The sequence below is a fragment of the Actinoallomurus oryzae genome (assembly GCF_039541955.1).
In the GTDB taxonomy this organism is placed as follows: Bacteria; Actinomycetota; Actinomycetes; order Streptosporangiales; family Streptosporangiaceae; genus Actinoallomurus; species Actinoallomurus oryzae.
In genome coordinates this window covers 449,700-471,882 of sequence record NZ_BAABHF010000046.1, presented here as the reverse complement: position 1 = coordinate 471,882, position 22,183 = coordinate 449,700, and the positions used below count along the sequence as shown (strand labels likewise).

Here is a 22,183-nt window from a genome sequence, read left to right as displayed (position 1 = left end):
CGCCGTCAGCCGGCGCCGGCCTCCAGGCGCCTGCGCTGCGGCACGACGGTGTACTTCGGGTCGTTCGCCGACCGCATCCCGGCGTCGAAGACGCCGAACCGGGTGCAGGCGGACGCGGTCAGGAGGGCCGCTCCGCCGAGCACCGCCGCCGTACGGCTGCGTCCGCCCAGCAGTGCCGCACCGGCGGCGCCGGCGGCCGAGAGTGCCGTCGCCGCGCGCATCAGCCGGCCCGCCCGGCCCTTGCGGTAGGTCTCGCCGATCATGCCGAGCCGGTGTTCCATCAGCTTGGCGGCGGCGACCTCCACCGCGGCGCCGAAGACCGCCGCGCTGCGGGCGGGGGCGTTCTCCCGCGCCGGGGCGGCGACCAGGGCCATGCCCGAGGCCGCGGCCGCCGCCGAGCCGACGAACACGAAGGGCAGCTCCCGGTACGCCTCGTGCCACGCGGGCACGGCGGTGTCGGCGGCCAGCACCGCGGTGTAGGCCGCGACCGCCGGGCCCAGCGTCGCGGCCCCCGCGGTCGCGACGCGCCCGAGGCGCGGGAAGAGCCCGGTGAGGTCCAGAGCCGCGGCGGCACCCGCGGCCGGCCCGTAGGCCGTCAGCAGCCAGGAGCCGAGACTCATCGGCGAGGTCGGTTTGATCACCCGGAGCATGTTGAGGAACCGGGCGGGACGGCCCAGGTCGTGGACCAGCGCGGCGAGCGAACCCGAGATCGCCACCGCCGAGGAGATCTTCAGGGCTCGTGCGGTGCGCGGACGGCCGGTGAGCTGGGCGCCCGCGGCCAGCACCGAACCGGCACCGGCCAGGCCACCGAGGAAGAAGTAGCCGGCGATGTCCAGCGGCTTCCACACCGGCGCGTTGATGATCGGCTTGCCGTAGTAGGAGGTGAACGTCGCGTCCGGCACCATCGCCCGCTCACCACGTCCCCGGCGGCGGCCCTTGCGGCGGCCCGGTCCCTTGCCGACCAGCGCCTCGCGTCCCGGGCGTTCGTCACCGGCCGAGCCGCTCATCGTTTCCCTCCGGTCGGTCCGTGGGCGGCGAACACGGCGGCCAGCCCGCCCAGCAGGGTCAGCGCGGCGGCTCCGGCGTGGCGCCACATGGACGGCAGGTCGCGGGTCGTGACCACGGGATCCGGCGGCAGCCCGTACACCTCGGGCTCGTCGAGCAGCAGGAAGAACGCTCCGTCGCCTCCGACGCCGTCGTCCGGGTCGTGGCCGTAGAGGCGTGCGTCCGCGACGCCGACGTCGTGCAGTTGCGTGAGGCGCTCGCCCGCCCGGGCCCGCAGTTCGTCCAGCGGTCCGTACTGGATGGACTCGGTGGGGCAGGCCTTGGCGCAGGCGGGGGTCAGCCCCTCGCCGATGCGGTCGTAGCACAGCGTGCACTTCCAGGCGCGGCCGTCGTCCTTGCGCTGGTCGATGACGCCGTACGGGCAGGCGGGGATGCAGTAGCCGCAGCCGTTGCAGACGTCCTCCTGGACGACGACCGTGCCGTACTCGGTGCGGAACAGGGCGCCGGTGGGGCAGACGTCGAGGCAGCCGGCCCGGGTGCAGTGCTTGCACACGTCGCTGGCCATGAGCCAGCGCAGCTCACCGCTCGATCCTGGCGTCGTGGGCGTCATGGGCGCCTCGGCGGGCGGTGTCCCGGAGTCCGGCACCGGTCCGGTGTGGTCGACGCCCGGTTCGGCGAGCCCGACGGGTTTGCGCTGTTCGATGAAGGCGACGTGCCGCCACGTGTCGGCGCCCAGGCCCTCGGTGTTGTCGTAGGACATCCCGGTGAGTTTCAGGCCGTCCTCGGGGATGGCGTTCCACTCCTTGCAGGCCACCTCGCAGGCCTTGCATCCGATGCACACCGAGGTGTCGGTGAAGAAGCCCATCCGCGCCGGGGACATCGTCACATCTCCATTCCGGTCTCGTCGGTGATGCCGGCGCGCCGCCGGTAGTCGCGGACGAACTCCAGGAGCGCGGGGCCGCGCGGTCTCCGGCCCGGCCGGATGTCGCAGGCCATCGCCTTGACCTCCTGAATGTGGGTGTTGGGATCGAGGACGACGGGCGCCAGCTCGTTCGCCGCGTCGCCGGTGGACAGGCCGTTCGGCCCCCAGTGGTAGGGCAGGCCGACCTGGTGCAGCGTGCGGCCGGCCACCCGCAGCGGGGTCAGGCGCTCGGTGACCAGCACCCGTGCCTCGACGGCGGTCCGCGCGGTCACGACGGTCGCCCAGCCCAGGTGCTCCAGGCCGCGCTCGGCCGCCAGCTCCGGCGACACCTCGCAGAAGAACTCCGGTTGCAGCTCCGACAGGTACGGCAGCCACCGCGACATGCCGCCCGCCGTGTGATGCTCGGTGAGCCGGTACGTCGTCGTCACGTACGGGAACACCTCCGATCCCGGCGGCTGGTACCGGTTCTCCGGGTGCTTGATGACCTGGCGCACCGGGTTGCTCTGCTGGGAGTACAGCGGGTTGGTGAACGGCGACTCGTGCGGCTCGTAGTGAACGGGCAGCGGCCCGTCGACGATCCCCGCCGGGGCGTACAGCCACGCCTTGCCGTCCGCCTGCATGATGAACGCGTCGGTGCCGCCCAGCGCGTCGGGCCCCTTCGCACCCTCTTCCGGCCGGTGGTCCGGGGCCTTGTCCGGCTGGAAGTCCGGGACGTCGTGGCCGGTCCACTTCTGCCCGTCCCACCAGACGTAGGCCTTACGTTCGCTCCACGGGCGGCCGTCGGGGTCGGCGGAGGCCCGGTTGTACAGGATGCGGCGGTTGGCGGGCCAGGCCCAGGCCCACTCCTTGGCCACCCAGTCCTGCTCGGTGTGCGGCTTGCGCCGGTCGGCCTGGTTGACGCCGTCGGCGTACACCCCGCAGTAGATCCAGCATCCGCAGCTCGTCGAGCCGTCGTCCTTCAGCTCGGTGTACGCGCTCAACGGCTCGCCGTCGGGCCCGGAGCCGTTGATCTCGGCCAGCACCGCCTCCGCATCCGGCTCGGCGGTCGGGCCCTGGACGGGATAGTCCCAGGTGAGGTCCAGGAGGGGACGGTTCATCTCGTCCGTGGAGCCGGCCAGCTTCTCGCGGATCCGGCGCCCGAGGTGGTAGGCGAACCACAGGTCGCTGCGGGCGTCGCCCTGGGGCTCGACCGCCTGCCGGTGCCACTGGAGCAGCCGCTGGGTGTTGGTGAAGCTGCCCGACTTCTCGGTGTGCGCGGCGGCGGGCAGGAAGAACACCTCCGTGCCGATCTCCTCGGTCCGCAGCTCCCCGGTCTCGATCTCCGGGCCGTCCTTCCACCAGGTCGCGCTCTCGATCAGGGAGAAGTCACGCACCACCAGCCAGTCCAGCTCCGCCATGCCCAGCCGCTGCATCTTCGCGTTCGCCGAGCCCACCGCCGGGTTCTCGCCCATGAGGAAATAGCCGCGGCAGGTGCCCTCCAGCTGCGCCATGACGGTCTCGTACGTGCTGTGGCTGCCGGTCAGGCGGGGCAGATAGCCGAACGCGTAGTCGTTGTCCTCGGTCGCCGCCGGCCCCCACCAGGCCTTCAGCAGGCTGACCAGGTAGGACCGCATGTTGCCCCAGTAGCCCTTCTCCGCGCCCTCGGCCTCCACGAACTTCTCCAGCGTCTGGTTCCGGTGCGCGTGCGGCATCGGGATGTAGCCGGGCAGCAGGTTGAACAGCGTCGGGATGTCGGTGGAACCCTGGATGCTCGCGTGCCCGCGCAGCGCGAGGATGCCGCCGCCCGGCCGGCCGATGTTGCCGAGCAACGCCTGCAGGATCGAGGCCGTCCGGATGTACTGCGCCCCGACCGTGTGCTGCGTCCAGCCGACCGCGTACGCGAACGCCGTCGTACGCTCCCGGCCCGAGTTCTCGGTGACCAGCTCGCACACGCGACGGAACGTCTCCTGCGGCACGCCGCACACCTGCTCGACCATCTCCGGCGTGTAGCGGGCGTAGTGCCGCTTGAGAATCTGGAAGACGCACCGCGGATGGGTCAGCGTCTCATCGGTGTGGATCTCCCCGGGCACGGCGGCCCCACCGGACCCGTGCGCCTCTCCCCGGGCGGCCTCCCGGATCGCGGACTCCGCCCCGATGCGCTCCTCGTACTCCTCGTCCCGCTCGCCGGAGGCGGCCTGCACCAGGGCGCCCTCGTACTGCCAGGTCATCGGGTCGTAACTGCGGCTGTCCGGATCCAGGCCGGAGAAGACGCCGTCGAGGTCCTCGGTGTCGCGGAACTCCTCACCCACGATGGTCGCGGCGTTGGTGTAGGCCAGCACGTACTCCCGGAAGTCCTTGTCGTTCGTCAGCACGTGGTTGACGAGCCCGCCGAGGAACGCGATGTCCGACCCCGCCCGCAGCGGCACGTGCAGGTCCGCCAGCGCGCTCGTCCGGGTGAACCGCGGATCGACGTGCACCACCGTCGCGCCACGCGCCTTGGCCTCCATCACCCACTGGAAGCCCACCGGGTGGCACTCGGCCATGTTCGAACCCTGGATGACGATGCAGTCGGCGTTCGCCAGGTCCTGCTGGAACGTCGTGGCGCCGCCACGCCCGAAACTGGCCCCCAGACCGGGGACGGTGGCGGAGTGTCAAATACGGGCCTGGTTCTCGATCTGGATCGCGCCAAGCGCCGTGAAAAGCTTCTTGAGGAGGTAGTTCTCCTCGTTGTCGAGCGTCGCCCCGCCGAGGCTCGCGAACCCCATGGTCCGCCGTACCCGGGCCCCGTCCTGCTCCCACTGCCAGCCCCGCTCGCGCGCCTCGATCACCCGGTCGGCGATCATGTCCATCGCCTCGTCGAGCCCCAGGCGTTCCCACTCCGTGCCGTACGGCCTGCGGTACAGCACCTCGTACCGGCGCCCCGGGCCGGTGGTCAGCTGGAGACTCGCCGAACCCTTGGGACACAGGCGGCCACGGGAGACCGGCGAGTCGGGGTCCCCCTCGATCTGGACGACCTTCTCGTCCTTGACGAAGACGTCCTGCCCGCAGCCGACGGCACAGTACGGACAGATCGACTTGACCACCCGATCGGCCGTACCGACCCGGGGCCTGAGCTCGGCCGTGCGGCGGCTCATCGCGGCCTCACCCCGGCCGGACCGGTCCTCCCCGCGGACCTGGCGGTACACCGGCCAGGACTCCAGCCATCTGCGGACCACGGATCCCCCTTCGGACTCTGGGTCGGTCATCTCGTAGGACCGGCGCTGCCCTCGAAAAACGCGATCAAACACCGGACTCCGCGGGACCCCGGTCCAGTCCTACCCCGCCACCCGCACCGTGACCCGGTGCCCGCGCCGGCGAGGGCGGTCAGGCGGTCTCGGACTCGGCCTGCATGCGGATGGGCGCCGACCGGCTGAGCCGGATGCTCCCGATCAAGATCAAGGCGAACCCCGCGAATTCGGCGATCCCCCACGGCCCCGAACGGACGTCCTCACCGAACATCGTGGTGCCGTAGAGGACCGCCGACACCGGGTCGGAGATCGTCAACGCGGGCTGCGCGGCGACCAGGGTGCCGCTCTGCAGGGCGTTCTGCAGCAGGTAGACGCTCGCGAAGCCGGCCACGACCATCGCGTACGGCTCCCACGAGGTCAGCAGTGTGACCATGCCCTTGTCCGTCAGATTCGTGGTCGCCTTCATGAACGTGGCGGTGAAGGCGAACCCGATGCCGGCGGTCACTCCGAGCACGGCCGCCCGGAGCGCGCCGCTCAGCCACCGGGCCAGGAAGACCAGCCCGAGGATCACCAGCACGGTGATCATCGCCGCCACGATCCAGTGCAGCGCGTCCGGTGTGTGGCGGCCCGCCGTGGGCGACGCCGCGCCGAGGAACAGGCCCAGACCGGCCGTCATCGCCCCGACGTCCACCCAGGTGCCCCGGTCGAGCTGGATGCGCGACATCCGGGCGAGAAGGATCATGGTGAAGGGCAGCTCCGCGATCAGAAGCGGCTGGACCAGGGCCAGCCCGCCGTTGGACAGCGCCAGCGCCTGGAGAAGGAAGCCGGCGATGAGCGCGCCGATCCCGCCGAGCCACACCGGCCGGCGGATCAGGCTCCACAGCAGCGCCGGGCGGAAGGCCAACTGCTTCGGGGCCGAACGCGCGGCGCGGCGCTGCAGCACCGACGCCAGAGCGTTGCTCGCCGCGGCGAGCAACGCGAACAGGACCGCGATCACCCTCAGTCACTACCCGCCTTCACGCCGGGGATCGCGGACGGCCGCCTTGTCGAGTCTTTGCCGGTAGGTGGCCGCACGCGCTCGACGTTCCGGGTAGCCCGAGCGGTACGTGCCTCGCCCACGCACGGTGCCGATCACGGGCGGGGTCGCGAACGGCGACGCCAGGAGGAGCGATGGGACAGAAGGTCAGTGACTACATCCTCCAGCGGCTCACCGAGTGGGGGATTCACCGCGTCTACGGCTACCCCGGCGACGGCATCAACGGCTTCCTCGGCGCGTACGACCGTGCGGGCGGCGACCCGGAGTTCATCCAGCCGCGGCACGAGGAGATGGCCGCGTTCATGGCGTGCGCGCACGCCAAGTTCACCGGTGAGGTCGGCTGCTGCACCGCGACCTCGGGGCCGGGCGCGATCCACCTGCTGAACGGCCTGTACGACGCCAAGCTCGACCACCAGCCGGTGCTCGCGATCATCGGCCAGCAGAAGCGGATGTCGCTGGGCACGCACTACCAGCAGGAGGTCGACCTGGTCACCCTCTTCAAGGACGTCTCGGAGTTCGTCCAGGTGTGCATGGAGCCGGCGCAGGCCCGTCACCTGGTGGACCGGGCGCTCAAGACGGCCCTGACCACGCGGGGCGTCGCCACCATCATCGTGCCCGAGGACGTGCAGGAGTCCCCGGCCGAGCCGTCACCGCCCAAGGAGCACGGCGCGGTCTTCTCCAGCGTCGGCTGGGCGAAGCCGCGGATCCTGCCGAATGAGCAGGAGCTCCGCAAGGCGGCGGAGGTGCTCAACGCCGGGAAGAAGGTCGCCATGCTCGTCGGCCAGGGCGCCGCCGAGGCCACCGAGGAGGTCGTCCAGGTGGCGGAGCTGCTGGGGGCGGGCGTGGCCAAGGCGCTGCTCGGCCGCCAGGTCCTCGCGGACGACCTGCCGTTCGTGACCGGTCCGATCGGTCTGCTCGGCTCCAAGGCGAGCGACGAGATGGTGATGAACTGCGACACGCTCTTCATGATCGGCACGAGCTTCCCGTACGCGGAGTGGCTGCCGGACGAGGGCCAGGCCCGCGGCGTGGAGATCGACATCGACGGGCGGATGATCGGCATCCGGTACCCGATGGACGCCCATCTGATCGGTGATTCCAAGGAGACCCTGCGCGCGCTGATCCCGCTGCTGGAGCACAAGACCGACCGGTCGTGGCGGGAGCAGATCGAGGCGAACGTCCGCGAGTGGTGGCGCATCGTGGAGCGCCGGTCCCATCAGCGGTTCGACAAGATCAACCCGCAGCTGGTCGCCTGGGAGCTGTCGAGCCGGCTGCCCGACAGGGCGATCCTCACCGCCGACTCCGGCTCCTCCACCACCTGGTGGGCACGGCAGGTGAAGCTCCGCGAGGGCATGAAGGCGACGTTGTCCGGGACGCTTGCCACGATGGGCCCGGGCACCCCGTACGCGATCTCCGCGAAGTTCGCCTACCCCGATCGGCCGGTGATCGCGTTCGTCGGCGACGGGGCGTTCCAGATGAACGGCATGAACGAAATGATCACCGTGAAGCGGTACGCCGACCGGCTCGGGCGCTCGCCTTTGATCTTCTGCGTGTTCAACAACCAGGACCTCAACCAGGTGACGTGGGAGCAGCGGGCGATGGCCGGCGACCCGAAGTACATGGGCTCGCAGTACATCCCGGACGTGCCGTACCACGAGTGGGCCCGGCTGCTCGGCCTGACCGGCGTCTACTGCGAGGACCAGGACGGGGTCGGCGCCGCCTGGGACCGCGCCTTCGCCGCGGACGGGCCGGTCGTCCTGGAGTTCAAGGTGGACCAGGAAGTGCCTCCGATGCCCCCGCACATCATGTGGGAGCAGGGAAAGAAGGCCGCCAAGGCCGCCCTGCACGACCCGGAGAGGACCGGAATCGCGATCAAGGGATTCCGGCAGAAGCTCGCCGAGGTGTACGAGGCCCTGCCCGGACGCGATGCGCGCTGACGACCCGGCCATGGGTGGTGAGCCGCGTGCCGTCGCCGAGGAGGCGGACCGTTCGGGCGCCACGGTCGAGCGGCTGGAGGTGCACGCCTTCACGGTCCCGACCGACGGCCCGGACGGGCAGGAGTCCGACGGGACGCTCACCTGGGACTCCACGACCATGGTGCTGGTCGTCGCGCACGGCGGAGGCCGCATCGGGATCGGCTACACCTACGCCGACGTCTCGGCGGCGAGGTTCGTGGAGTCCAAGCTCGCCCCGGTGGTGTGCGGAGGCGGCGCGCTGGCCCCGCCCGTCCTGTGGCACCGGATGTTCGCCGCGATCCGCAACGCGGGGCGCCCGGGCCCGGGCGCGATGGCGGTCTCGGCGGTGGACGTGGCGCTGTGGGACCTCAAGGCCCGCCTCATGGAGGCGCCGCTGACGGACGTGCTGCCCTCCTTCCACGACGCCGTGCCGGTCTACGGCAGCGGCGGCTTCACCAACTATCCGCTCGAACGGCTGACCGCCCAGCTCGCCGGCTGGGTGGAGAAGGGGATTCCACGGGTGAAGCTGAAGACCTCCCGCGACCCGGACTCCGACCCCGCACGGCTGTCGGCGGTCCGCGAGGCCATCGGGGCGGCCCCCGCGCTGTTCACCGACGCGAACGGGGCGCTGTCCCGCAAGCAGGCGCTGTACTGGGCACGGCGTTTCGCCGAGGAATGGGACGTCCGCTGGTTCGAGGAGCCGGTCAGCTCCGACGACCGGGCGGGGCTGCGCCTGCTACGCGACGCCGGGCCGCCGCGTCTGGACATCGCGGCCGGCGAGTACGGCTACGTGCTGCGCGACTTCATGGACCTGCTCGGCGCGCGGGCGGTGGACTGCCTGCAGGCCGACGTCACCCGGTGCGGCGGGATCACCGGGCTGCTGCAGGTGGCCGGGCTGGCGGCCGGTCACCAGGTCGACCTGTCGGGGCACTGCGCGCCCGCGCTGTCCGGGCATGCCCTGTGCTGTGTCGAACGCCTGCGCCACCTGGAGTACTTCCACGACCACGTCCGCGTCGAGAACCTCCTCTTCGACGGCGTCCTGGCGCCACACGACGGCGTGCTACGCCCGGACCGCTCCAGCCCCGGCCTCGGCCTGACGGTCAAGTGGGCCGACGCCGAGCCCTACCGCGTCCACGGCGGCGCCACCGGATGACCGGTTCGCCCGTGACGGAAGGAGAACCATGGCCCGTACGAGCGGCCGTGTCCAGATCCCGGTCAAGACCGTGCCGCGCATCCCGGCACCGCCCCGCTCCCGGCAGGTCGTCAACGTGCGCAAGCTCGAACGTGCGCTCGCCGCGGAGGTCGAGGGCGAGGTGCGCTTCGACGCCGGCACGAAGGCGATGTACGCCTCGGACGCCTCCAACTTCCGGCAGGTGCCGATCGGCGTGGTCGTCCCCAGGACGCTGGAGGACGTCGTGGCCGTCCACCGGGTGTGCGCGCGTTTCGGCGCGCCGATCCTCAACCGGGGCGGCGGCACCAGCCTGTCCGGCGAGACGGTGAACTACGCCGTCGTCATCGACCACAGCAAGTACCTGACGGTCATCGGTGACGTCGACGTCGACCGCCGGCTCGTCACCTGCGAGCCCGGAGCGATCAACGAGAAGGTCAACGAGAAGACCGGTGAGTACGGCCTGGTGTTCGGGCCGGACCCCTCCTCGCACTCGCGCTGCGCGATCGGCGGCAACATCGGCAACAACTCCTGCGGCATCCACTCGTTGCAGTCCCAGCTGTACGGGCCGGGGCCGCGCACCTCCGACAACCTGCACGCCATGGAGATCGTGACCTACGACGGGTCGCGGTTCTGGGTCGGCAACGGCGAGGAGGAACGCCTGGACGAGATCATCGCCGTGGGCGGTCGCAAGGGCGAGATCTACGCCGCGCTCCGCGACCTGCGCGACCGGTACGCCGACGCCATCCGCGCCGGCTACCGCCCGGTCTCGCAGCTGCCGCGCCGGGTCTCGGGCTTCAACCTCGACGAGCTGCTGCCCGAGCGCGGCTTCAACGTCGCCCGCGCGCTGGTCGGCACCGAGAGCACGTGTGCCACCGCCCTGCGGGCGACGCTCATGCTGACGCCCGCGCTGATGATGCGGACGACGGTCGTGGTGGCGTTCGACGACATCGCCGACGCCGCCGCGCACGTCCCCGAGATCGTCGAACGCTGGCGGCCGATCGGCCTGGAGGGCATCGACCGCGCGCTGATCGACGACCAGCGGCAGGAGGAGCGGAACGTCGCGGCGATCGGGCAGCTGCCGCACGCGGCTCGCGCCGGCGGCTGGCTGCTGGTGCAGTTCGGCGCCGACAGCGCCGAGGAGTCCACGGCGACGGCACACGGCTTCGTCACCTGGCTCCGGCGCGCCAAGGGGTACGAGGCGGACCGGATCGACGTCCTGCGGAGCAAGCAGGAGGGCGGGGTCAGCGAACGCGTGTGGGCGATCCGCGAGGGCGGCCTGGGCGCCACCGCGTTCCCGCCGGGTGGCAAGGACCACTGGCCCGGCTGGGAGGACTCCGCCGTGCCCCCGGAGCGGCTCGGGGACTACATCCGTGACCTGCGCCGGCTCTGGGACCGCTACGGCCTTCAGGGCCAGATCTACGGGCACTTCGGCCAGGGGTGCCTGCACTCGCGGATCAGCTTCGAGCTGCGCACCGCCCAGGGCATCGCGGACTACCGGGCCTTCTTGGAGGACGCCGGCGATCTCGTGGTGTCCTACGGCGGCTCGCTGTCCGGCGAGCACGGCGACGGGCAGCAGCGCGCCGAACTCCTGGAGAAGCAGTTCGGCCCGGAGCTGATCCAGGCGATGCGGGAGTTCAAGCTGATCTGGGACCCCGAGTGGAAGATGAACCCGGGCAAGGTCATCGACCCGTACAGGCTGGATGAGAACCTGCGGCTCGGCACGTCCTACAACCCTCCCCGGCCCCGCACGAAGTTCACCTACCAGCAGGACGGCGATGACTTCGGCCACGCGGCGCTGCGGTGCGTCGGCGTCGGGAAGTGCCGCGTCCCCGAGCCGTCCGGCCAGGTGATGTGCCCCAGCTACCACGTCACGCGGGAGGAGAAGCACAGCACCCGGGGCCGCGCGCGGCTGCTGTTCGAGATGCTCCGGGGCGAGGTGATCACCGACGGGTGGCAGTCGCGGGAGGTCTACGACGCACTCGACCTGTGCCTGGCCTGCAAGGGATGCACGAACGACTGCCCCGTCACCGTGGACATGCCGACCTACAAGGCGGAGTTCCTCCACCACCACTACCGCTCGATGCGCCGCTGGCGACCGCGGTACGCCTACGCCATGGGCTTCATCGACCAGGCCTGCCGGATCGGCGCCCGGATCCCCGAGGTCGCCAACCTGTTCGTACGCGCGCCCGGCCTGGCCCGGCTGACCAAGTGGGCCGGCGGCGTGGACCGGCGGCGAACCGCGCCGTCGTTCGCGCCGATGACGTTGCAGCAGTGGTTCCGTGCGCGGGGCGGCACCAGGAACCCGTACGGCCGCCCCGTCGTCCTCTTCCCCGACACCTTCAACAACCACTTCCACACCGACGTCGGCGTCGCGTGCGTGGAGGCGATCGAGGCCGCCGGCTGGCAGGTCGTCATCCCCGAGGGTCACCTCTGCTGCGGCCGGCCGCTGTACGACTACGGATTCCTCGGCGTCGCCGAGCGCTACCTCCACCAGGTCATCGACCGGCTCCGCGACCACATCCGGGCCGGCACCCCCATCGTCGGGATGGAGCCCAGCTGCCTCGCCGTCTTCAAGGACGAGCTGACCAAGATGCTGCCGCACGACGACGACGCCCGGCGGCTCGCCCGCAACGCTTACCACTTCGGGGAGTTCTTCCGCGCCTTCGACGTCGAGCCGCCCCGTCTCTCCGGCCGGGCCCTGCTGTGGGGGCACTGTCACCACAAGGCCACCGGAGGGCTGGAGCCCGAGCACGACCTGCTCACCCGGATGGGCGTCGACGTACAGGAGGTGAAGGGCGGCTGCTGCGGGCTCGCGGGCTCGTGGGGATTCGAAGAGGGCAAGTACGACATCTCTCTCGCCTGCGGAGAACAGGCCCTGCTGCCCGCCGTACGCGACGCCGACCCCCGGACGCTGATCGTCGCGAACGGTTTCTCCTGCCGGAGCCAGATCGCCGACGCCGGCACCGGCCGCCGCGCACTGCACCTCGCCGAGGTCCTCGCCCTCGCCCGGCAGGAGGCGCCGGCGGGTCCCCGTCCCGAACAGGACGCGAAGAGCGCCCGGCCGGCTCCCCCGCTCGGCCGCCGTGCCGCCCGCGTCGCCGCGGTCGTCGCCGTGGCGCTGGCCGCGGGCGGCGTGCTCGCGCTCCGGAAGACCGGCGACCGCTGACGGCGGGTGCCCGCGCGGTGCCTCCGTCGAGCTGCGTCAGCCTTCACCGGACGGCGGGTCGACCGCCTCCCGCAGCCCTGCTCGTACCAGCTCGGGCGGCTCGGCGACCGAGTGCGCCCCGAAGACCACCGTCAGGCCGCCCTTGGCCTCGTACAGAACGAAGCGCACGTCGGACAGCTCGAACACCCCCCGCTGCCGAAGCTGCGCGAGCAGGTCGCTCTCGGTCAGCCCGCAGATCATCAGCTGGTGGCGGCGCACCTGGCCATGGGCGACGAGGACGCGGATCCGGTGGTCGGTGAGGCGGCGGAACAGCGGCTGCGACCGCAGCCCGCTGACCACGCGGTGCATCACGACGAGGGTGACCAGCGCCACGGCTCCGGTGACGAACGACTGGTCCGACGCGATCGCCGTGCGCCCCACGATCGCCCCCACCGCCACCGCGGCCACGGAGTCGACGATCGTCCACTGGGCCAACGTGCGTCTCTCTCCGACGCGTAGGGCGCCCATCGCCGTCACGTACATCAGAGCGGCCTTACCCGCGACCGCGCCCAGGTGCGTCCAGTCTCCCGCCAGCCACGACATGCCCGCTCCCCCAAGCGCCGATCGGGGCGGCGCCGCTCATCGCCCCTCGGGGCATACGTTCCCCGCGGGGGCCGCTCAACGATCCGACGGAGCGCTCTTGTCGACTTCGGTACGTCCGTCGGGGCTCGGGACCTCGGCCTGGTACTTGGTGTACGTGCGGTTGATGCGGGACCGCACCTGGGCGGTGATGCGGCGCGGGGTCGGCAGCGGGATGATGTGCCGCGGCAGCCCTCGCACCAGCTCGGCCGGGTGTTCGGCGTCCCGGACCAGCTCCTGTTCCGGGTCGGGGCGGTCGTGCGTCTCGACGAACTCGCCGCTGGGCAGGCGCTTGATGATGCCGCTCTCGATGCCCTCCTCCGCCTCGGACGCGTCGCGCCGCTGGGCGGACAGGCACAGCCGCCGGGTGACGGCGAATCCGATGATCGGGGCGGCGAAGAAGCCGACGCGGAAGATCCAGGTGGTGGCCTCCAGCGGGATGCCGAACGTGGCGGACAGGACGTCGTTGCCGCCGGCCGCCCACAGGTTCCCGTACCAGGCGATGGCGGCGACGCCGAGCGCCGTACGCGTCGGGGCGTTGCGGGGGCGGTCGCACACGTGGTGCGGCCGGGAGTCGCCGATGACCCATCGTTCGAAGAAGGGGTACAGGGCGATCAGGGTCAGGAACACCACCGGCAGCACGACGGCCGGCAGGAAGACGTTCCAGCTGATCGTGTGGCCGGCGACGTCGGTGCTCAGCGGCGGCATGATCCGTAGGGCGCCTTCGAGGAAGCCGACGTACCAGTCCGGCTGGGAGCCGGTCGACACGGCGGCGGGCTGGTACGGCCCGTACAGCCAGATCGGGTTGATCTGCGCGAATGTGGCGAGCGCCGTCAGCACGGCGATGGCGAACATCAGGAACGCCGTCGTCTGCAGCGCGAACTTGGGGTAGGTGGGGTTGCCGCCGACGTTCGACTCGGTCTTCTCCGTGCTCGGCCAGTGCGTGTGCTTCTGATGCCAGACGGTCATCAGGTGCGCGCCGATGAGCGCGAGCAGGAGCCCCGGGATCAGCAGGATGTGGAGCGTGAACAGGCGGGGGATGAAGTCCTCGCCGGGAAAGACGCCGCCGAAGACGAAGAAGCTGACATAGGTGCCGATGATGGGGATCGACAGCATGATCCCCTGGGCGATGCGCAGGCCGGTGCCCGACAGCAGGTCGTCGGGGAGGGAGTAGCCGGCGAACCCCTCGGCGAGCGCCAGGGCGAACAGCGTGGTGCCGATCAGCCAGTTGACCTCCCGCGGTTTGCGGAAGGCGCCGGTGAAGAAGATCCGCATCAGGTGCACGCAGATGGCGGCGATGAACAGGATCGCGGCCCAGTGGTGGATCTGGCGGACCAGCAGGCCGCCGCGGACGTCGAAGGAGATCCTTAGCGTGGAGGCGTACGCCTGGCTCACGTGCACCCCGCGCAGCGGCGCGTACGAACCGTCGTAGACGGTGTCCGACTCGCCCGGCTTGAAGAACAGGGTGAGGAAGGTTCCGGTCAGGAGCAGGACGATGAAGCAGTACAGGGCGATCTCGCCCAGCAGGAACGACCAGTGGTCGGGGAACGCCTTGCGGATGTTGCGCCGCAGGAACCCGGCCGTGCCGAAGCGCTCGTCCACGGCGCGGGCGGAGTCGCCGACCAGGGACCGGTTCTTCTTCGCCGTCATCGCCCCTACTTCCTCGCGCCCTCCGCGATCGCCCGGGCATCGGCCTTCACCCGTTCGGCGGCGTCCTTCGGCATAAGCGGGAACGCCAGCCGCAGCTTCCGCCGGCCGAGCAGGGCCAGCACACCGCTGCCGGTCAGCAGCCCGCCGCCGATGATGAGGGCCGCCGCCCAGGCCGGCAGCTCGGTCGCCAGCGCGGCGATCAGTCCGGCGACGACGGCGCCCGTGCCGTACACCGCGAGTGCGCCCGAACCGCCCAGCAGCGTGCCGCCCATGCCGGCCCGGCTCGCCTTGGTCATCAGCTCGTCCCGTACGAGCTCGACCTCCTGGCGCACGAGCCGGGACGTCTGCTCGGTGAGCTGCTCGAGCAGCTCCGCGATCGTCATGTCGGCCGGCCGGCCGGACCCGGACCGCTCGATCCGCTCGCTCCGTTCGCTCATGGCGGTCTCCTCTCGTGCCATGGGGCGCAGCGCTACCCGGCGACGGACCGGTTAATCGCCGCTTCGGGGGTAGGGCACCGCCTCATCAGTGGCCTGCGGCGAGGAGGGCATCGATGGCGACGGTGGGTGAGGGCGTCCGGCCGGGCAACCGCGAGGCGCTGGCACGTCATTCGCTGGGACGCAAGATCGGTGACGTGCTCGCCACCACCGACCACAAGGTCGTGGGCTACCTGTATCTCGGCACGTCCTTCACGTTCTTCCTGGTGGGCGGGGCGATGGCGATGCTGATGCGGGCCGAACTGGCCCGCCCGGGAGAGCAGGTCGTCGACGCGAGCCTGTACAACCAGCTCGTCACGATCCACGGCACCGTCATGCTGCTACTGTTCGCCACACCGCTGTTCGCCGGCTTCGCGAACGTGCTCGTGCCCCTGCAGATCGGGGCGCCCGACGTGGCGTTTCCCCGCCTCAACACCATGAGCTACTACCTGTTCGCGTTCGGCGGGCTGATGGTGCTGTCCGGCTTCGCCACGCCGGGCGGGGCGGCGGCCTTCGGCTGGTTCGCCTACACCCCGCTCTCCGGCGCGGTCCGCTCCCCGGAGATGGGCGGTGACCTGTGGGCGATGGGCCTGATCCTCTCCGGCCTGGGCACCGTGCTGACCAGCGTCAACCTCATCACCACCATCATCTGCATGCGCTCGCCGGGCATGACGATGTTCCGGATGCCGATCTTCACGTGGAACGCGCTGTTCACCGCGCTGCTGGCGCTCATGGCCTTCCCGGTGCTGACGGCCGCGCTGTTCGCCCTGGAGGCCGACCGCAGGCTCGGCGCGCACGTGTACGACCCGGCGAACGGCGGGCCGATCCTGTGGCAGCACCTGTTCTGGTTCTTCGGCCACCCGGAGGTCTACATCGTCGCGCTGCCGTTCTTCGGCATCGTCACCGAGATCATTCCGGTGTTCTCCCGCAAGCCGGTGTTCGGCTATCTGGGAATGGTCGGGGCGACGATCGCCATCGCGGGGCTGTCGATGACGGTCTGGGCGCACCACATGTTCGCCACCGGCCAGGTGCTGCTGCCGTTCTTCTCCTTCATGTCCTTCCTCATCGCCATTCCGACGGGCATCAAGTTCTTCAACTGGATCGGCACCATGTGGCGCGGCCAGATCGTCGTCGAGACGCCGATGCTGTTCTCCATCGGGTTCCTGGTGACCTTCCTGTTCGGCGGCCTGACCGGCGTGATCCTGGCCTCACCCGCGCTCGACTTCCACGTCACCGACTCCTATTTCGTCGTCGCCCACATGCACTACGTGCTGTTCGGCACCGTGGTCTTCGCGATGTTCGGCGGCTTCTACTTCTGGTGGCCGAAGATGACCGGGAAGAGGCTCAGCGAACGCTGGGGCAAGGTCCATTTCTGGACGCTGTTCGTGGGTTTCCACGCCACGTTCCTCGTGCAGCACTGGCTCGGCGCCCAGGGAATGCAGCGGCGGATCTCCGACTACCCCTCCCGGTTCGGCACGCTCAACCTCATCTCCTCGGCCGGCGCGTTCCTGCTGGGCGCCTCGACGCTCGCCTTCCTGTGGAACGTCTGGCAGACCCACCGCCGGCCCGCCCCGGGCCTCCCGGACGACGCCTGGGGCTACGGCGGCTCACTCGAATGGGCCACGTCCTGCCCGCCGCCGCGCCACAACTTCCGCGCCGTCCCCCGCATCCGCTCCGAACGCCCCGCCTTCGACCTGAACCATCCGGATCCGCCTAGGCCCTGACGCCGTAGCCGCCCAGCGACGGCTCGAGCAGGTCGAACGCGCGGCCGGCGGCCGCCGCGAGCGCCCGCCGGATCTCGTCGAGCGGCCGGCCGGCCGCGCTGCGGCTGAGGCCCTCCCACCACAGCACCCGGTCGACCGACGCGAGCTGGGCCGCCACGATCCGCTGTTGCACGTCGTCCGCCCCGGTCTCGGCGGCGATGGCATCGCCGAGCGCCCGCTCGCGCAGTTCGGCGATCTCCAGGGCCCGGCCGGTGAGGGCGTGGCTGTTCTGGACCAGCCGGGCTTCCACAACACCCGCCGACAGCCGCAGTCGTGACCATCCCGGTCAACGATCTCTGTACCTACCAGTATGTACACTGCCTCGTGGCAGCATCGAAGGGAGCACGAGACCATGCGTACAGAGTCCGCTGGGGCCGGAGGACGGGCTGAGCCGACGCCGCCGCTCAGCCGTGAGATCGTCCTGGACCAGAGGCTGCCGGAGCCGCTGGTCACCCGGCGCGTCGAGATTCGGCGGATCACCATCGCGCCCGGGTACGCCGCGGGACTGCACGTCCACAACGGTCCGGTCTTCGGCAGTGTCGAGGCGGGCTCGGCGGTGTACCAGATCGAGGGTGAGGCCAAGACCGTGCTGACGCCCGGCGACGTGTTCTACGAGCCCGAGGGCGTGCGCATCGCGCGCTTCGACGCGCAGGAGGACGGCGTGACCTTCCTGGGGTACTTCCTGCTCACCGACGGCATGGACGCCGAACTCGTCTTCCCCGGAGCCTGAACAGCGAGGTCGCGTCCTCTGGAGCGGCTCAGCAGCGGTGAGCCGCCCACAGGTCCGGCCACAGGGTGGACTCGTTGGTTCCGGCGGGATCCGCGGGGGTGCGCGGCCGCTTCGCGACGCTCTCCGGGCGTTCGCGCGGAGCCGTCGGATCCTGCGCCGGCGGGTTCTGCGCGTCGATCTCGCCCGGCGCGGAAGACGCGGGCTCGGCCTCGGCCCGGGCTCGGCGGCCGTGGACTCGGCGAGCCAATGCGAGGAGGTTCTTCTCAGGCATGCACGCGCCCTTCTGGATCTGTCCGAGGGGCCGCGCTGTTGGACCCGGCGTCCGTCGGAGCCCGGCGGACGCTGCTCACCTTCGACTACCCCGAACCACCGGCCTCACACATTCGGTGTTCACGGCTCGCGGTAGACCCGTACGCTCTCCAGCTTCGGGTCGGCGGCGTCGGGGATCACCATGCCAGCCTTCACACCGCTGCGCAGGTAGTCGAGGACGGCGGTGTTGAGACGCTCGCCGGGGAGCGCGGCCGGGATCCCCGGCGGGTACGGCGTGAGCATCTCGGCCACCACCCGGCCGGCCGCCCGGTCGACCGGCACCTGCTCGGTGCGGCCGAAGAAGGCGTCGCGGGGCAGGTGCACGAGTTCCATCCGCAGTTCCTCCGGCGTGGGCACCCGGATCTCGCCCGCGCGGTCCAGGGCCTCGTTTCCCCGTGCGGCCTCCCGGCTCAGCCGCCGCAACGCGTCGAGGAGCGGCCGGGTGGTCTCCTCGTCGTCGGCGTACGTGAGCTGCGCGCTGATCCGCCGGTGGTCGGAGACGTGCAGGTTGATCCCTTCGTGCTCGCGCAGCCAGTCGGCCGCGCTGTAGCCGGTCACGCCCAGCGCTTCGATGTCGATGATGATCTGCAGGGGGTCCATCTCGGCGGCGCGCCCCGGGCCGAGGAAGTCGGCCTCCCGGTACACGTGCATCCCCTCGATGCCGGCGATCTCCGCGCGTACGGACCGGGCCAGATCCAGGACGGCCTGCAGCAGGTCCCGACCTTGTTCGACCATCTGGCGCCGCCAGCCGTCCAGCGCCGCGTACACGAGCACCGACGAACTGGTCGTCCCCAGCAGGTCCTCCCGCGCGCTCAGCACCTCCGGCGCCACCCGGTCGCCCTGGAGGTGGAAGACCGAGCTCTGCTCCAGACCGCTGCCCATCTTGTGCACGCTCGTCACGCACACATCGGCCCCGGCGTCCATCGCCCAGGCCGGGAGTTCCGGGTGGAACGGCAGGTGAGCGCCCCAGGCCTCGTCCACGATCAGCGGCACGTCGCGGTCGTGGCACACCCGGGTGATCGCGGCCAGGTCACCGCTGGCTCCGTACGGAGTCGGGCTGGTCACCAGCGCGCCCCGGGCGTCGGGATGCTCGGCGAGACACCGCTCGTACGCCTCCGCGCTCGGCGGATGCGCCAGCCGCAGCTCCGCATCCCACTGCGGCTCCACCCAGATCGGGCGGATGCCGGCCAAGATCAGTCCGGCCACCACCGACTTGTGCGCGTCCCGGCCCACCAGCAGCTTCTCGTGCGGGCCGGCGACCGACAGCATCGCGCTCTTGACCGACAGCGAGCTGCCACAGGTCGAGAAGAACGCCTGCTCCGCCCCGACGGCGTCCGCCATCAGCTCCTGAGCCCGCTCCAGCACTCCGCCCGAGGACATCCGGTCGTCCAGCCCGGCGGTCGCCAGGACGTCGGACCGGAAGACGTCGTCGCCGACCACCGTGCGTACCCGCGGGTCGGTCCCGCGTCCCTGCTTGTGCCCGGGCGGGGTGAACGGCAGATAGCCGCGCCGGTGGTAGGCGGCCAGCGCGTCGAGTACGGGTGCCTGCGAGTGGTCCATAGCCCAGCCGCTTCCCGGCCACCGATCGGAGAAACCTCCTCCGACCTCCCGAGCCACCGCCGGGCACCGCCCGAGACCGGCTGAAACATGTCCGCCCCCGAGCCGCCACAGTCCGCACAACGTCGGTTAGCCTCAAAACAGACGGTATTCGGGAAAAATTGAACGCTCACCGATCGCGCTGGGCATGGTGGGCGTGAACGCAAGCGTCGCGGACGAGTCCGCGCAGGTAGAACGATCGCCGTCGTCCGTACGACGCCACTCCACGTCCGCCGGCCGGTGCCCGCTGATCAGACTGTCGACGCCGAGAGTCGATCACTCATCGTCATCGCGGTGATCAAGCGGTGTGCCGCATCCGCCCAACGGCCATCGGTGATGACGCGAAGCGCGGCCGTCGCCGCGCGAGGAGACGAGAGGTAATCCCATGAGCGCTCCCACGAGTGAGCGAACGGATCAGAAGACGACCACACCTGGTGCGGTGAAGGCCCGTAAGGGCGGAGAGCTGGTCAGCGACCACGGCCGTACGGCCATCGCCGACACGGTCGTCGCCAAGATCGCCGGCATGGCGGCCTCGGAGGTGCAGGGCGTGTACGCGATGGGCGCGGGCGTGGCCCGCGCGTTCGGCGCGGTCCGCGAGCGTGTCGGCCGTCCGAACATCGCCCAGGGGGTGGCGGTCGAGGTCGGCGAGCGCGAGGCGGCCGTCGACGTGGACGTCATCGTCGAGTACGGCGTATCCATTCCCGACCTGGGCGACGGCATCCGCCGCAACGTCATCGGCGCCGTGGAGAAGATGTGCGGCCTGGACGTCACCGAGGTGAACATCAACGTCGGCGACGTCCACCTGCCGGATGAGGAGAGCAGCGAACAACCGGCCGAGCCGCGGGTGCGATGAACCTGCTCCCGGCGGGCCGCCTGGCCGAGCGCATCGCCGCCGCGGTGGCGGACCGCCCCTCGGTGTCCCGCCTCGCCGCCGGACCGGTCGCCACCTATCTGCCCGGCCGGACCGTGCGGGGCGTGGCGGTGCGCGAGGACCGGGTGCGGATCGCGGTGGTGGCCGTCTACGGGCCGCCGATCGCCGAGGTCGTCGAGCAGGTGCGGGCCGCGGCCCGGGAGATCGTGCCGGACCTGCCGATCGACGTGACGATCGAGGACATCGAGGTACCCGACGCGGCGGTGGGGTCATGAGGGAGGGCTCGTGAACGACCGTGGAGCGTTCGCGGCGTGGGTGCGAGCCCACCATCCCGACGTGGGCGGTGACCCGGCCGAGTTCGCCGCCGGCCTGATGCGCTGGCGCGCGGCGGCCGGCGCCCCCGGCGTGGTGGCGCCGGTGTGCGTGTTCCGTTCGCGGCACGGGCTGTGGCGCCTCGCGCGCTGGCTGCGCCGGCGGCGCCGGGGCCCACGGGTGTTGTGAGGAGAAGGGGTGAGTGACATGAGTGAGATGCGATGGTGGCCGGCCGTGGGCCTGGGCTTCGGGACCGCGCTCGGGTTCGCCGGTGCCTTCGGCGGTTTCCCCGCCTTCATCATCGTGCTGGTGCTCGGGGTCGTGGGGTTCCTGGTCGGCCGGGTGCTGATCGGCGAACTCGACCTCACCGAGATCCTGGGCGGCCGGAGGCGATCGTGAGCGCCGAACTCGAGCCCCAGGTCGGGGAGGTGGTCGCGCCGGAGCACCGGGGCCGTACGGAGATCGCCGACCGGGTTCTGGCGAAGATCGCCACTCGTGCGCTGAGCGAGGTCGAGGACGCGGGCGGCGCGGCCCGGCGCGTGCTGGGTGTACGGCTGGGCCGCGACTCCATGGAGAGGACGCCCTGGGTGACGGCGAAGGTCGACGGCGGCCTGGCCACGCTGCGGATGCGGATCTCGGTCGCCTACCCGGCGCCCGTCCGGGAGGTGACGCGTCACCTGCGGGAACTGGTGCGGACGCGCGTCGGTGAGCTGACCGGTCTGGACGTACGCGAGGTCGACATCGACGTGTCCCGGCTCCCGGCCACCGGGCCGTCCGGGAGGCGAGTGCGATGACCGGGATGGACGCCGCCCGCACCCGTGAGTTCCGCCCGCCGTCCCGCCGGGCCGTGCGCCGCGCCGTGCGCCGGTCGTTCGGCCGCCGGCGCGTGCTCCCCTCGGTGATAACCTCCGCGCTGCTGGCCGCCGCCGCGATCATTCTGACGATCGAGGTGGTCGGTGCGCTCGTCGGCCGCCCGCCGGGCGTACTGCCCGTCGTGGACCTGGCCCGGCTCGGCCGGAACCTGCGCTGGGACGACGTGCTCGTCCTCGCCATCGCGAGCCTCCTCGCCGCGCTCGGCCTGTGGCTGCTCCTCCTCGCGCTGCGGCCCGGCCGCCTCCGGGCGGTCCCGCTGCGCTCGCAGGACCCGAACGTGGTACTCGGCATCGCCCGGCCGGACCTGCGCAGGTACGTCGCGCGGGCCGCCCGGAGCGTGGAGGGCGTCGACCGCGCACGGGTCAAGGTACGGCGGCACCGCGTCCGCGTCCGCGCCGTCAGCCCGCTCCACGACGTCGGCGGGATCACCGACCAGGTGCGCGTCGCCGTCGCCGAGCGTCTCGACGAGCTGGAGCCGCTGCACCGGCCGCACCTGCGCGTGACCGTACGGCATCGGGAGGAGTGACCTC

General features: G+C 71.3%; 21 protein-coding genes. 11 read left to right on the top strand and 10 right to left on the bottom strand.

Annotation, left to right across the window (positions count from 1 at the left end; all coding sequences use genetic code 11):
* Positions 1-5: 5 nt before the first annotated feature.
* The 4 genes from nrfD to ABEA10_RS38545 all read right to left on the bottom strand — a co-directional run bounded on the left by nrfD (position 6) and on the right by ABEA10_RS38545 (position 6,130).
* Positions 6-1,007, bottom strand: coding sequence for an NrfD/PsrC family molybdoenzyme membrane anchor subunit (nrfD, locus tag ABEA10_RS38560; protein ID WP_345472582.1), 1,002 nt, complete (start codon positions 1,005-1,007; stop codon positions 6-8).
* Entirely contained in the window at positions 1,004-1,885 is an 882-nt protein-coding gene (locus tag ABEA10_RS38555) for a 4Fe-4S dicluster domain-containing protein (protein ID WP_345472580.1), read from the bottom strand. Before ABEA10_RS38555 ends, nrfD begins: the two co-directional genes overlap by 4 nt.
* Before the next feature lie 2 nt (positions 1,886-1,887).
* Positions 1,888-5,151: a formate dehydrogenase gene (fdh, locus tag ABEA10_RS38550; protein WP_345472578.1), complete on the bottom strand. Its 3,264-nt coding sequence runs from the start codon at positions 5,149-5,151 to the stop codon at positions 1,888-1,890.
* Positions 5,152-5,269: 118 nt separating this feature from the next.
* A complete protein-coding gene (locus ABEA10_RS38545; RefSeq protein ID WP_345472576.1) occupies positions 5,270-6,130 on the bottom strand; it encodes a DMT family transporter in 861 nt (286 codons plus the stop codon).
* A gap of 173 nt (positions 6,131-6,303) precedes the next feature.
* Between ABEA10_RS38545 and ABEA10_RS38540 the strand changes: the two genes are divergently transcribed.
* The 3 genes from ABEA10_RS38540 to ABEA10_RS38530 are packed head-to-tail and all read left to right on the top strand — an operon-like array spanning position 6,304 to position 12,458.
* Positions 6,304-8,103, top strand: coding sequence for a thiamine pyrophosphate-requiring protein (locus ABEA10_RS38540; protein WP_345472574.1), 1,800 nt, complete (start codon positions 6,304-6,306; stop codon positions 8,101-8,103).
* Complete coding sequence (locus ABEA10_RS38535) at positions 8,093-9,274, top strand: enolase C-terminal domain-like protein (protein WP_345472572.1); 1,182 nt, start codon at positions 8,093-8,095, stop codon at positions 9,272-9,274. The genes ABEA10_RS38540 and ABEA10_RS38535 overlap by 11 nt, the downstream gene beginning before the upstream one ends.
* A 28-nt stretch (positions 9,275-9,302) precedes the next feature.
* On the top strand, positions 9,303-12,458 hold the full coding sequence (locus ABEA10_RS38530; protein ID WP_345472570.1) for an FAD-binding and (Fe-S)-binding domain-containing protein: 3,156 nt from the start codon (positions 9,303-9,305) through the stop codon (positions 12,456-12,458).
* Positions 12,459-12,494: 36 nt separating this feature from the next.
* Here the strand turns inward: ABEA10_RS38530 and ABEA10_RS38525 are convergent, their stop codons facing one another.
* From ABEA10_RS38525 to ABEA10_RS38515, 3 genes are all read right to left on the bottom strand, one after another.
* A complete protein-coding gene (locus tag ABEA10_RS38525) occupies positions 12,495-13,040 on the bottom strand; it encodes a DUF421 domain-containing protein (RefSeq protein WP_345472568.1) in 546 nt (181 codons plus the stop codon).
* Between the two features lie 75 nt (positions 13,041-13,115).
* Entirely contained in the window at positions 13,116-14,726 is a 1,611-nt protein-coding gene (gene qcrB, locus ABEA10_RS38520) for a cytochrome bc1 complex cytochrome b subunit (RefSeq protein ID WP_345472566.1), read from the bottom strand.
* Positions 14,727-14,731: 5 nt separating this feature from the next.
* Positions 14,732-15,163 (bottom strand): phage holin family protein, encoded by a 432-nt coding sequence (locus ABEA10_RS38515; RefSeq protein ID WP_345472564.1) that lies wholly within the window; start codon positions 15,161-15,163, stop codon positions 14,732-14,734.
* Positions 15,164-15,276: 113 nt separating this feature from the next.
* On the opposite strand from ABEA10_RS38515, the gene ctaD reads away from it, so the two are divergent.
* Entirely contained in the window at positions 15,277-16,923 is a 1,647-nt protein-coding gene (gene ctaD, locus ABEA10_RS38510; RefSeq protein WP_345472562.1) for an aa3-type cytochrome oxidase subunit I, read from the top strand.
* On the opposite strand, the gene ABEA10_RS38505 is transcribed toward ctaD, so the two are convergent.
* Positions 16,913-17,212 (bottom strand): hypothetical protein, encoded by a 300-nt coding sequence (locus ABEA10_RS38505; protein WP_345472561.1) that lies wholly within the window; start codon positions 17,210-17,212, stop codon positions 16,913-16,915. The two genes, ctaD and ABEA10_RS38505, sit on opposite strands and share 11 nt — an antisense overlap.
* Before the next feature lie 102 nt (positions 17,213-17,314).
* Here ABEA10_RS38505 and ABEA10_RS38500 point away from each other — a divergent pair, with 102 nt between their 5' ends.
* On the top strand, positions 17,315-17,692 hold the full coding sequence (locus tag ABEA10_RS38500; protein WP_345472560.1) for a cupin domain-containing protein: 378 nt from the start codon (positions 17,315-17,317) through the stop codon (positions 17,690-17,692).
* A 28-nt stretch (positions 17,693-17,720) separates the two neighbouring features.
* Here ABEA10_RS38500 and ABEA10_RS38495 read toward each other — a convergent pair whose 3' ends face one another.
* Together ABEA10_RS38495 and ABEA10_RS38490 are read right to left on the bottom strand one after the other, a co-directional pair.
* Positions 17,721-17,963, bottom strand: a complete 243-nt coding sequence (locus ABEA10_RS38495) for a hypothetical protein (protein ID WP_345472559.1) — start codon at positions 17,961-17,963, stop codon at positions 17,721-17,723.
* A 119-nt stretch (positions 17,964-18,082) separates the two neighbouring features.
* Positions 18,083-19,561: an aminotransferase class I/II-fold pyridoxal phosphate-dependent enzyme gene (locus tag ABEA10_RS38490; protein WP_345472558.1), complete on the bottom strand. Its 1,479-nt coding sequence runs from the start codon at positions 19,559-19,561 to the stop codon at positions 18,083-18,085.
* 421 nt (positions 19,562-19,982) lie between these two features.
* On the opposite strand from ABEA10_RS38490, the gene ABEA10_RS38485 reads away from it, so the two are divergent.
* Genes ABEA10_RS38485 through ABEA10_RS38460 form a run of 6 tightly spaced genes read left to right on the top strand, consistent with a single transcriptional unit; the run spans position 19,983 to position 22,179 of the window.
* Complete coding sequence (locus ABEA10_RS38485) at positions 19,983-20,450, top strand: Asp23/Gls24 family envelope stress response protein (protein WP_345472556.1); 468 nt, start codon at positions 19,983-19,985, stop codon at positions 20,448-20,450.
* Positions 20,447-20,743 (top strand): hypothetical protein, encoded by a 297-nt coding sequence (locus tag ABEA10_RS38480; protein WP_345472554.1) that lies wholly within the window; start codon positions 20,447-20,449, stop codon positions 20,741-20,743. The genes ABEA10_RS38485 and ABEA10_RS38480 overlap by 4 nt, the downstream gene beginning before the upstream one ends.
* A 10-nt stretch (positions 20,744-20,753) precedes the next feature.
* Positions 20,754-20,969 carry a hypothetical protein gene (locus tag ABEA10_RS38475; RefSeq protein WP_345472552.1) on the top strand — a complete coding sequence of 72 codons (216 nt, stop codon included), beginning with the start codon at positions 20,754-20,756 and terminating at the stop codon, positions 20,967-20,969.
* 18 nt (positions 20,970-20,987) lie between these two features.
* A complete protein-coding gene (locus tag ABEA10_RS38470; protein WP_329244835.1) occupies positions 20,988-21,179 on the top strand; it encodes a hypothetical protein in 192 nt (63 codons plus the stop codon).
* Entirely contained in the window at positions 21,176-21,574 is a 399-nt protein-coding gene (locus ABEA10_RS38465; protein ID WP_345472551.1) for an Asp23/Gls24 family envelope stress response protein, read from the top strand. Before ABEA10_RS38470 ends, ABEA10_RS38465 begins: the two co-directional genes overlap by 4 nt.
* A complete protein-coding gene (locus ABEA10_RS38460) occupies positions 21,571-22,179 on the top strand; it encodes a DUF6286 domain-containing protein (protein ID WP_345472549.1) in 609 nt (202 codons plus the stop codon). The genes ABEA10_RS38465 and ABEA10_RS38460 overlap by 4 nt, the downstream gene beginning before the upstream one ends.
* Positions 22,180-22,183: the final 4 nt, after the last annotated feature.

Coding starts and splice junctions, on each gene's coding strand:
- nrfD (WP_345472582.1), bottom strand. CDS start 1,007: ATGAGCGGCTCGGCCGGTGACGAACGCCCGGGACGCGAGGCGCTGGTC.
- ABEA10_RS38555 (WP_345472580.1), bottom strand. CDS start 1,885: ATGTCCCCGGCGCGGATGGGCTTCTTCACCGACACCTCGGTGTGCATC.
- ABEA10_RS38540 (WP_345472574.1), top strand. CDS start 6,304: ATGGGACAGAAGGTCAGTGACTACATCCTCCAGCGGCTCACCGAGTGG.
- ABEA10_RS38535 (WP_345472572.1), top strand. CDS start 8,093: ATGCGCGCTGACGACCCGGCCATGGGTGGTGAGCCGCGTGCCGTCGCC.
- ABEA10_RS38530 (WP_345472570.1), top strand. CDS start 9,303: ATGGCCCGTACGAGCGGCCGTGTCCAGATCCCGGTCAAGACCGTGCCG.
- ABEA10_RS38525 (WP_345472568.1), bottom strand. CDS start 13,040: ATGTCGTGGCTGGCGGGAGACTGGACGCACCTGGGCGCGGTCGCGGGT.
- qcrB (WP_345472566.1), bottom strand. CDS start 14,726: ATGACGGCGAAGAAGAACCGGTCCCTGGTCGGCGACTCCGCCCGCGCC.
- ABEA10_RS38515 (WP_345472564.1), bottom strand. CDS start 15,163: ATGAGCGAACGGAGCGAGCGGATCGAGCGGTCCGGGTCCGGCCGGCCG.
- ctaD (WP_345472562.1), top strand. CDS start 15,277: ATGGCGACGGTGGGTGAGGGCGTCCGGCCGGGCAACCGCGAGGCGCTG.
- ABEA10_RS38500 (WP_345472560.1), top strand. CDS start 17,315: ATGCGTACAGAGTCCGCTGGGGCCGGAGGACGGGCTGAGCCGACGCCG.
- ABEA10_RS38495 (WP_345472559.1), bottom strand. CDS start 17,963: ATGCCTGAGAAGAACCTCCTCGCATTGGCTCGCCGAGTCCACGGCCGC.
- ABEA10_RS38490 (WP_345472558.1), bottom strand. CDS start 19,561: ATGGACCACTCGCAGGCACCCGTACTCGACGCGCTGGCCGCCTACCAC.
- ABEA10_RS38485 (WP_345472556.1), top strand. CDS start 19,983: ATGAGCGCTCCCACGAGTGAGCGAACGGATCAGAAGACGACCACACCT.
- ABEA10_RS38480 (WP_345472554.1), top strand. CDS start 20,447: ATGAACCTGCTCCCGGCGGGCCGCCTGGCCGAGCGCATCGCCGCCGCG.
- ABEA10_RS38470 (WP_329244835.1), top strand. CDS start 20,988: ATGAGTGAGATGCGATGGTGGCCGGCCGTGGGCCTGGGCTTCGGGACC.
- ABEA10_RS38460 (WP_345472549.1), top strand. CDS start 21,571: ATGACCGGGATGGACGCCGCCCGCACCCGTGAGTTCCGCCCGCCGTCC.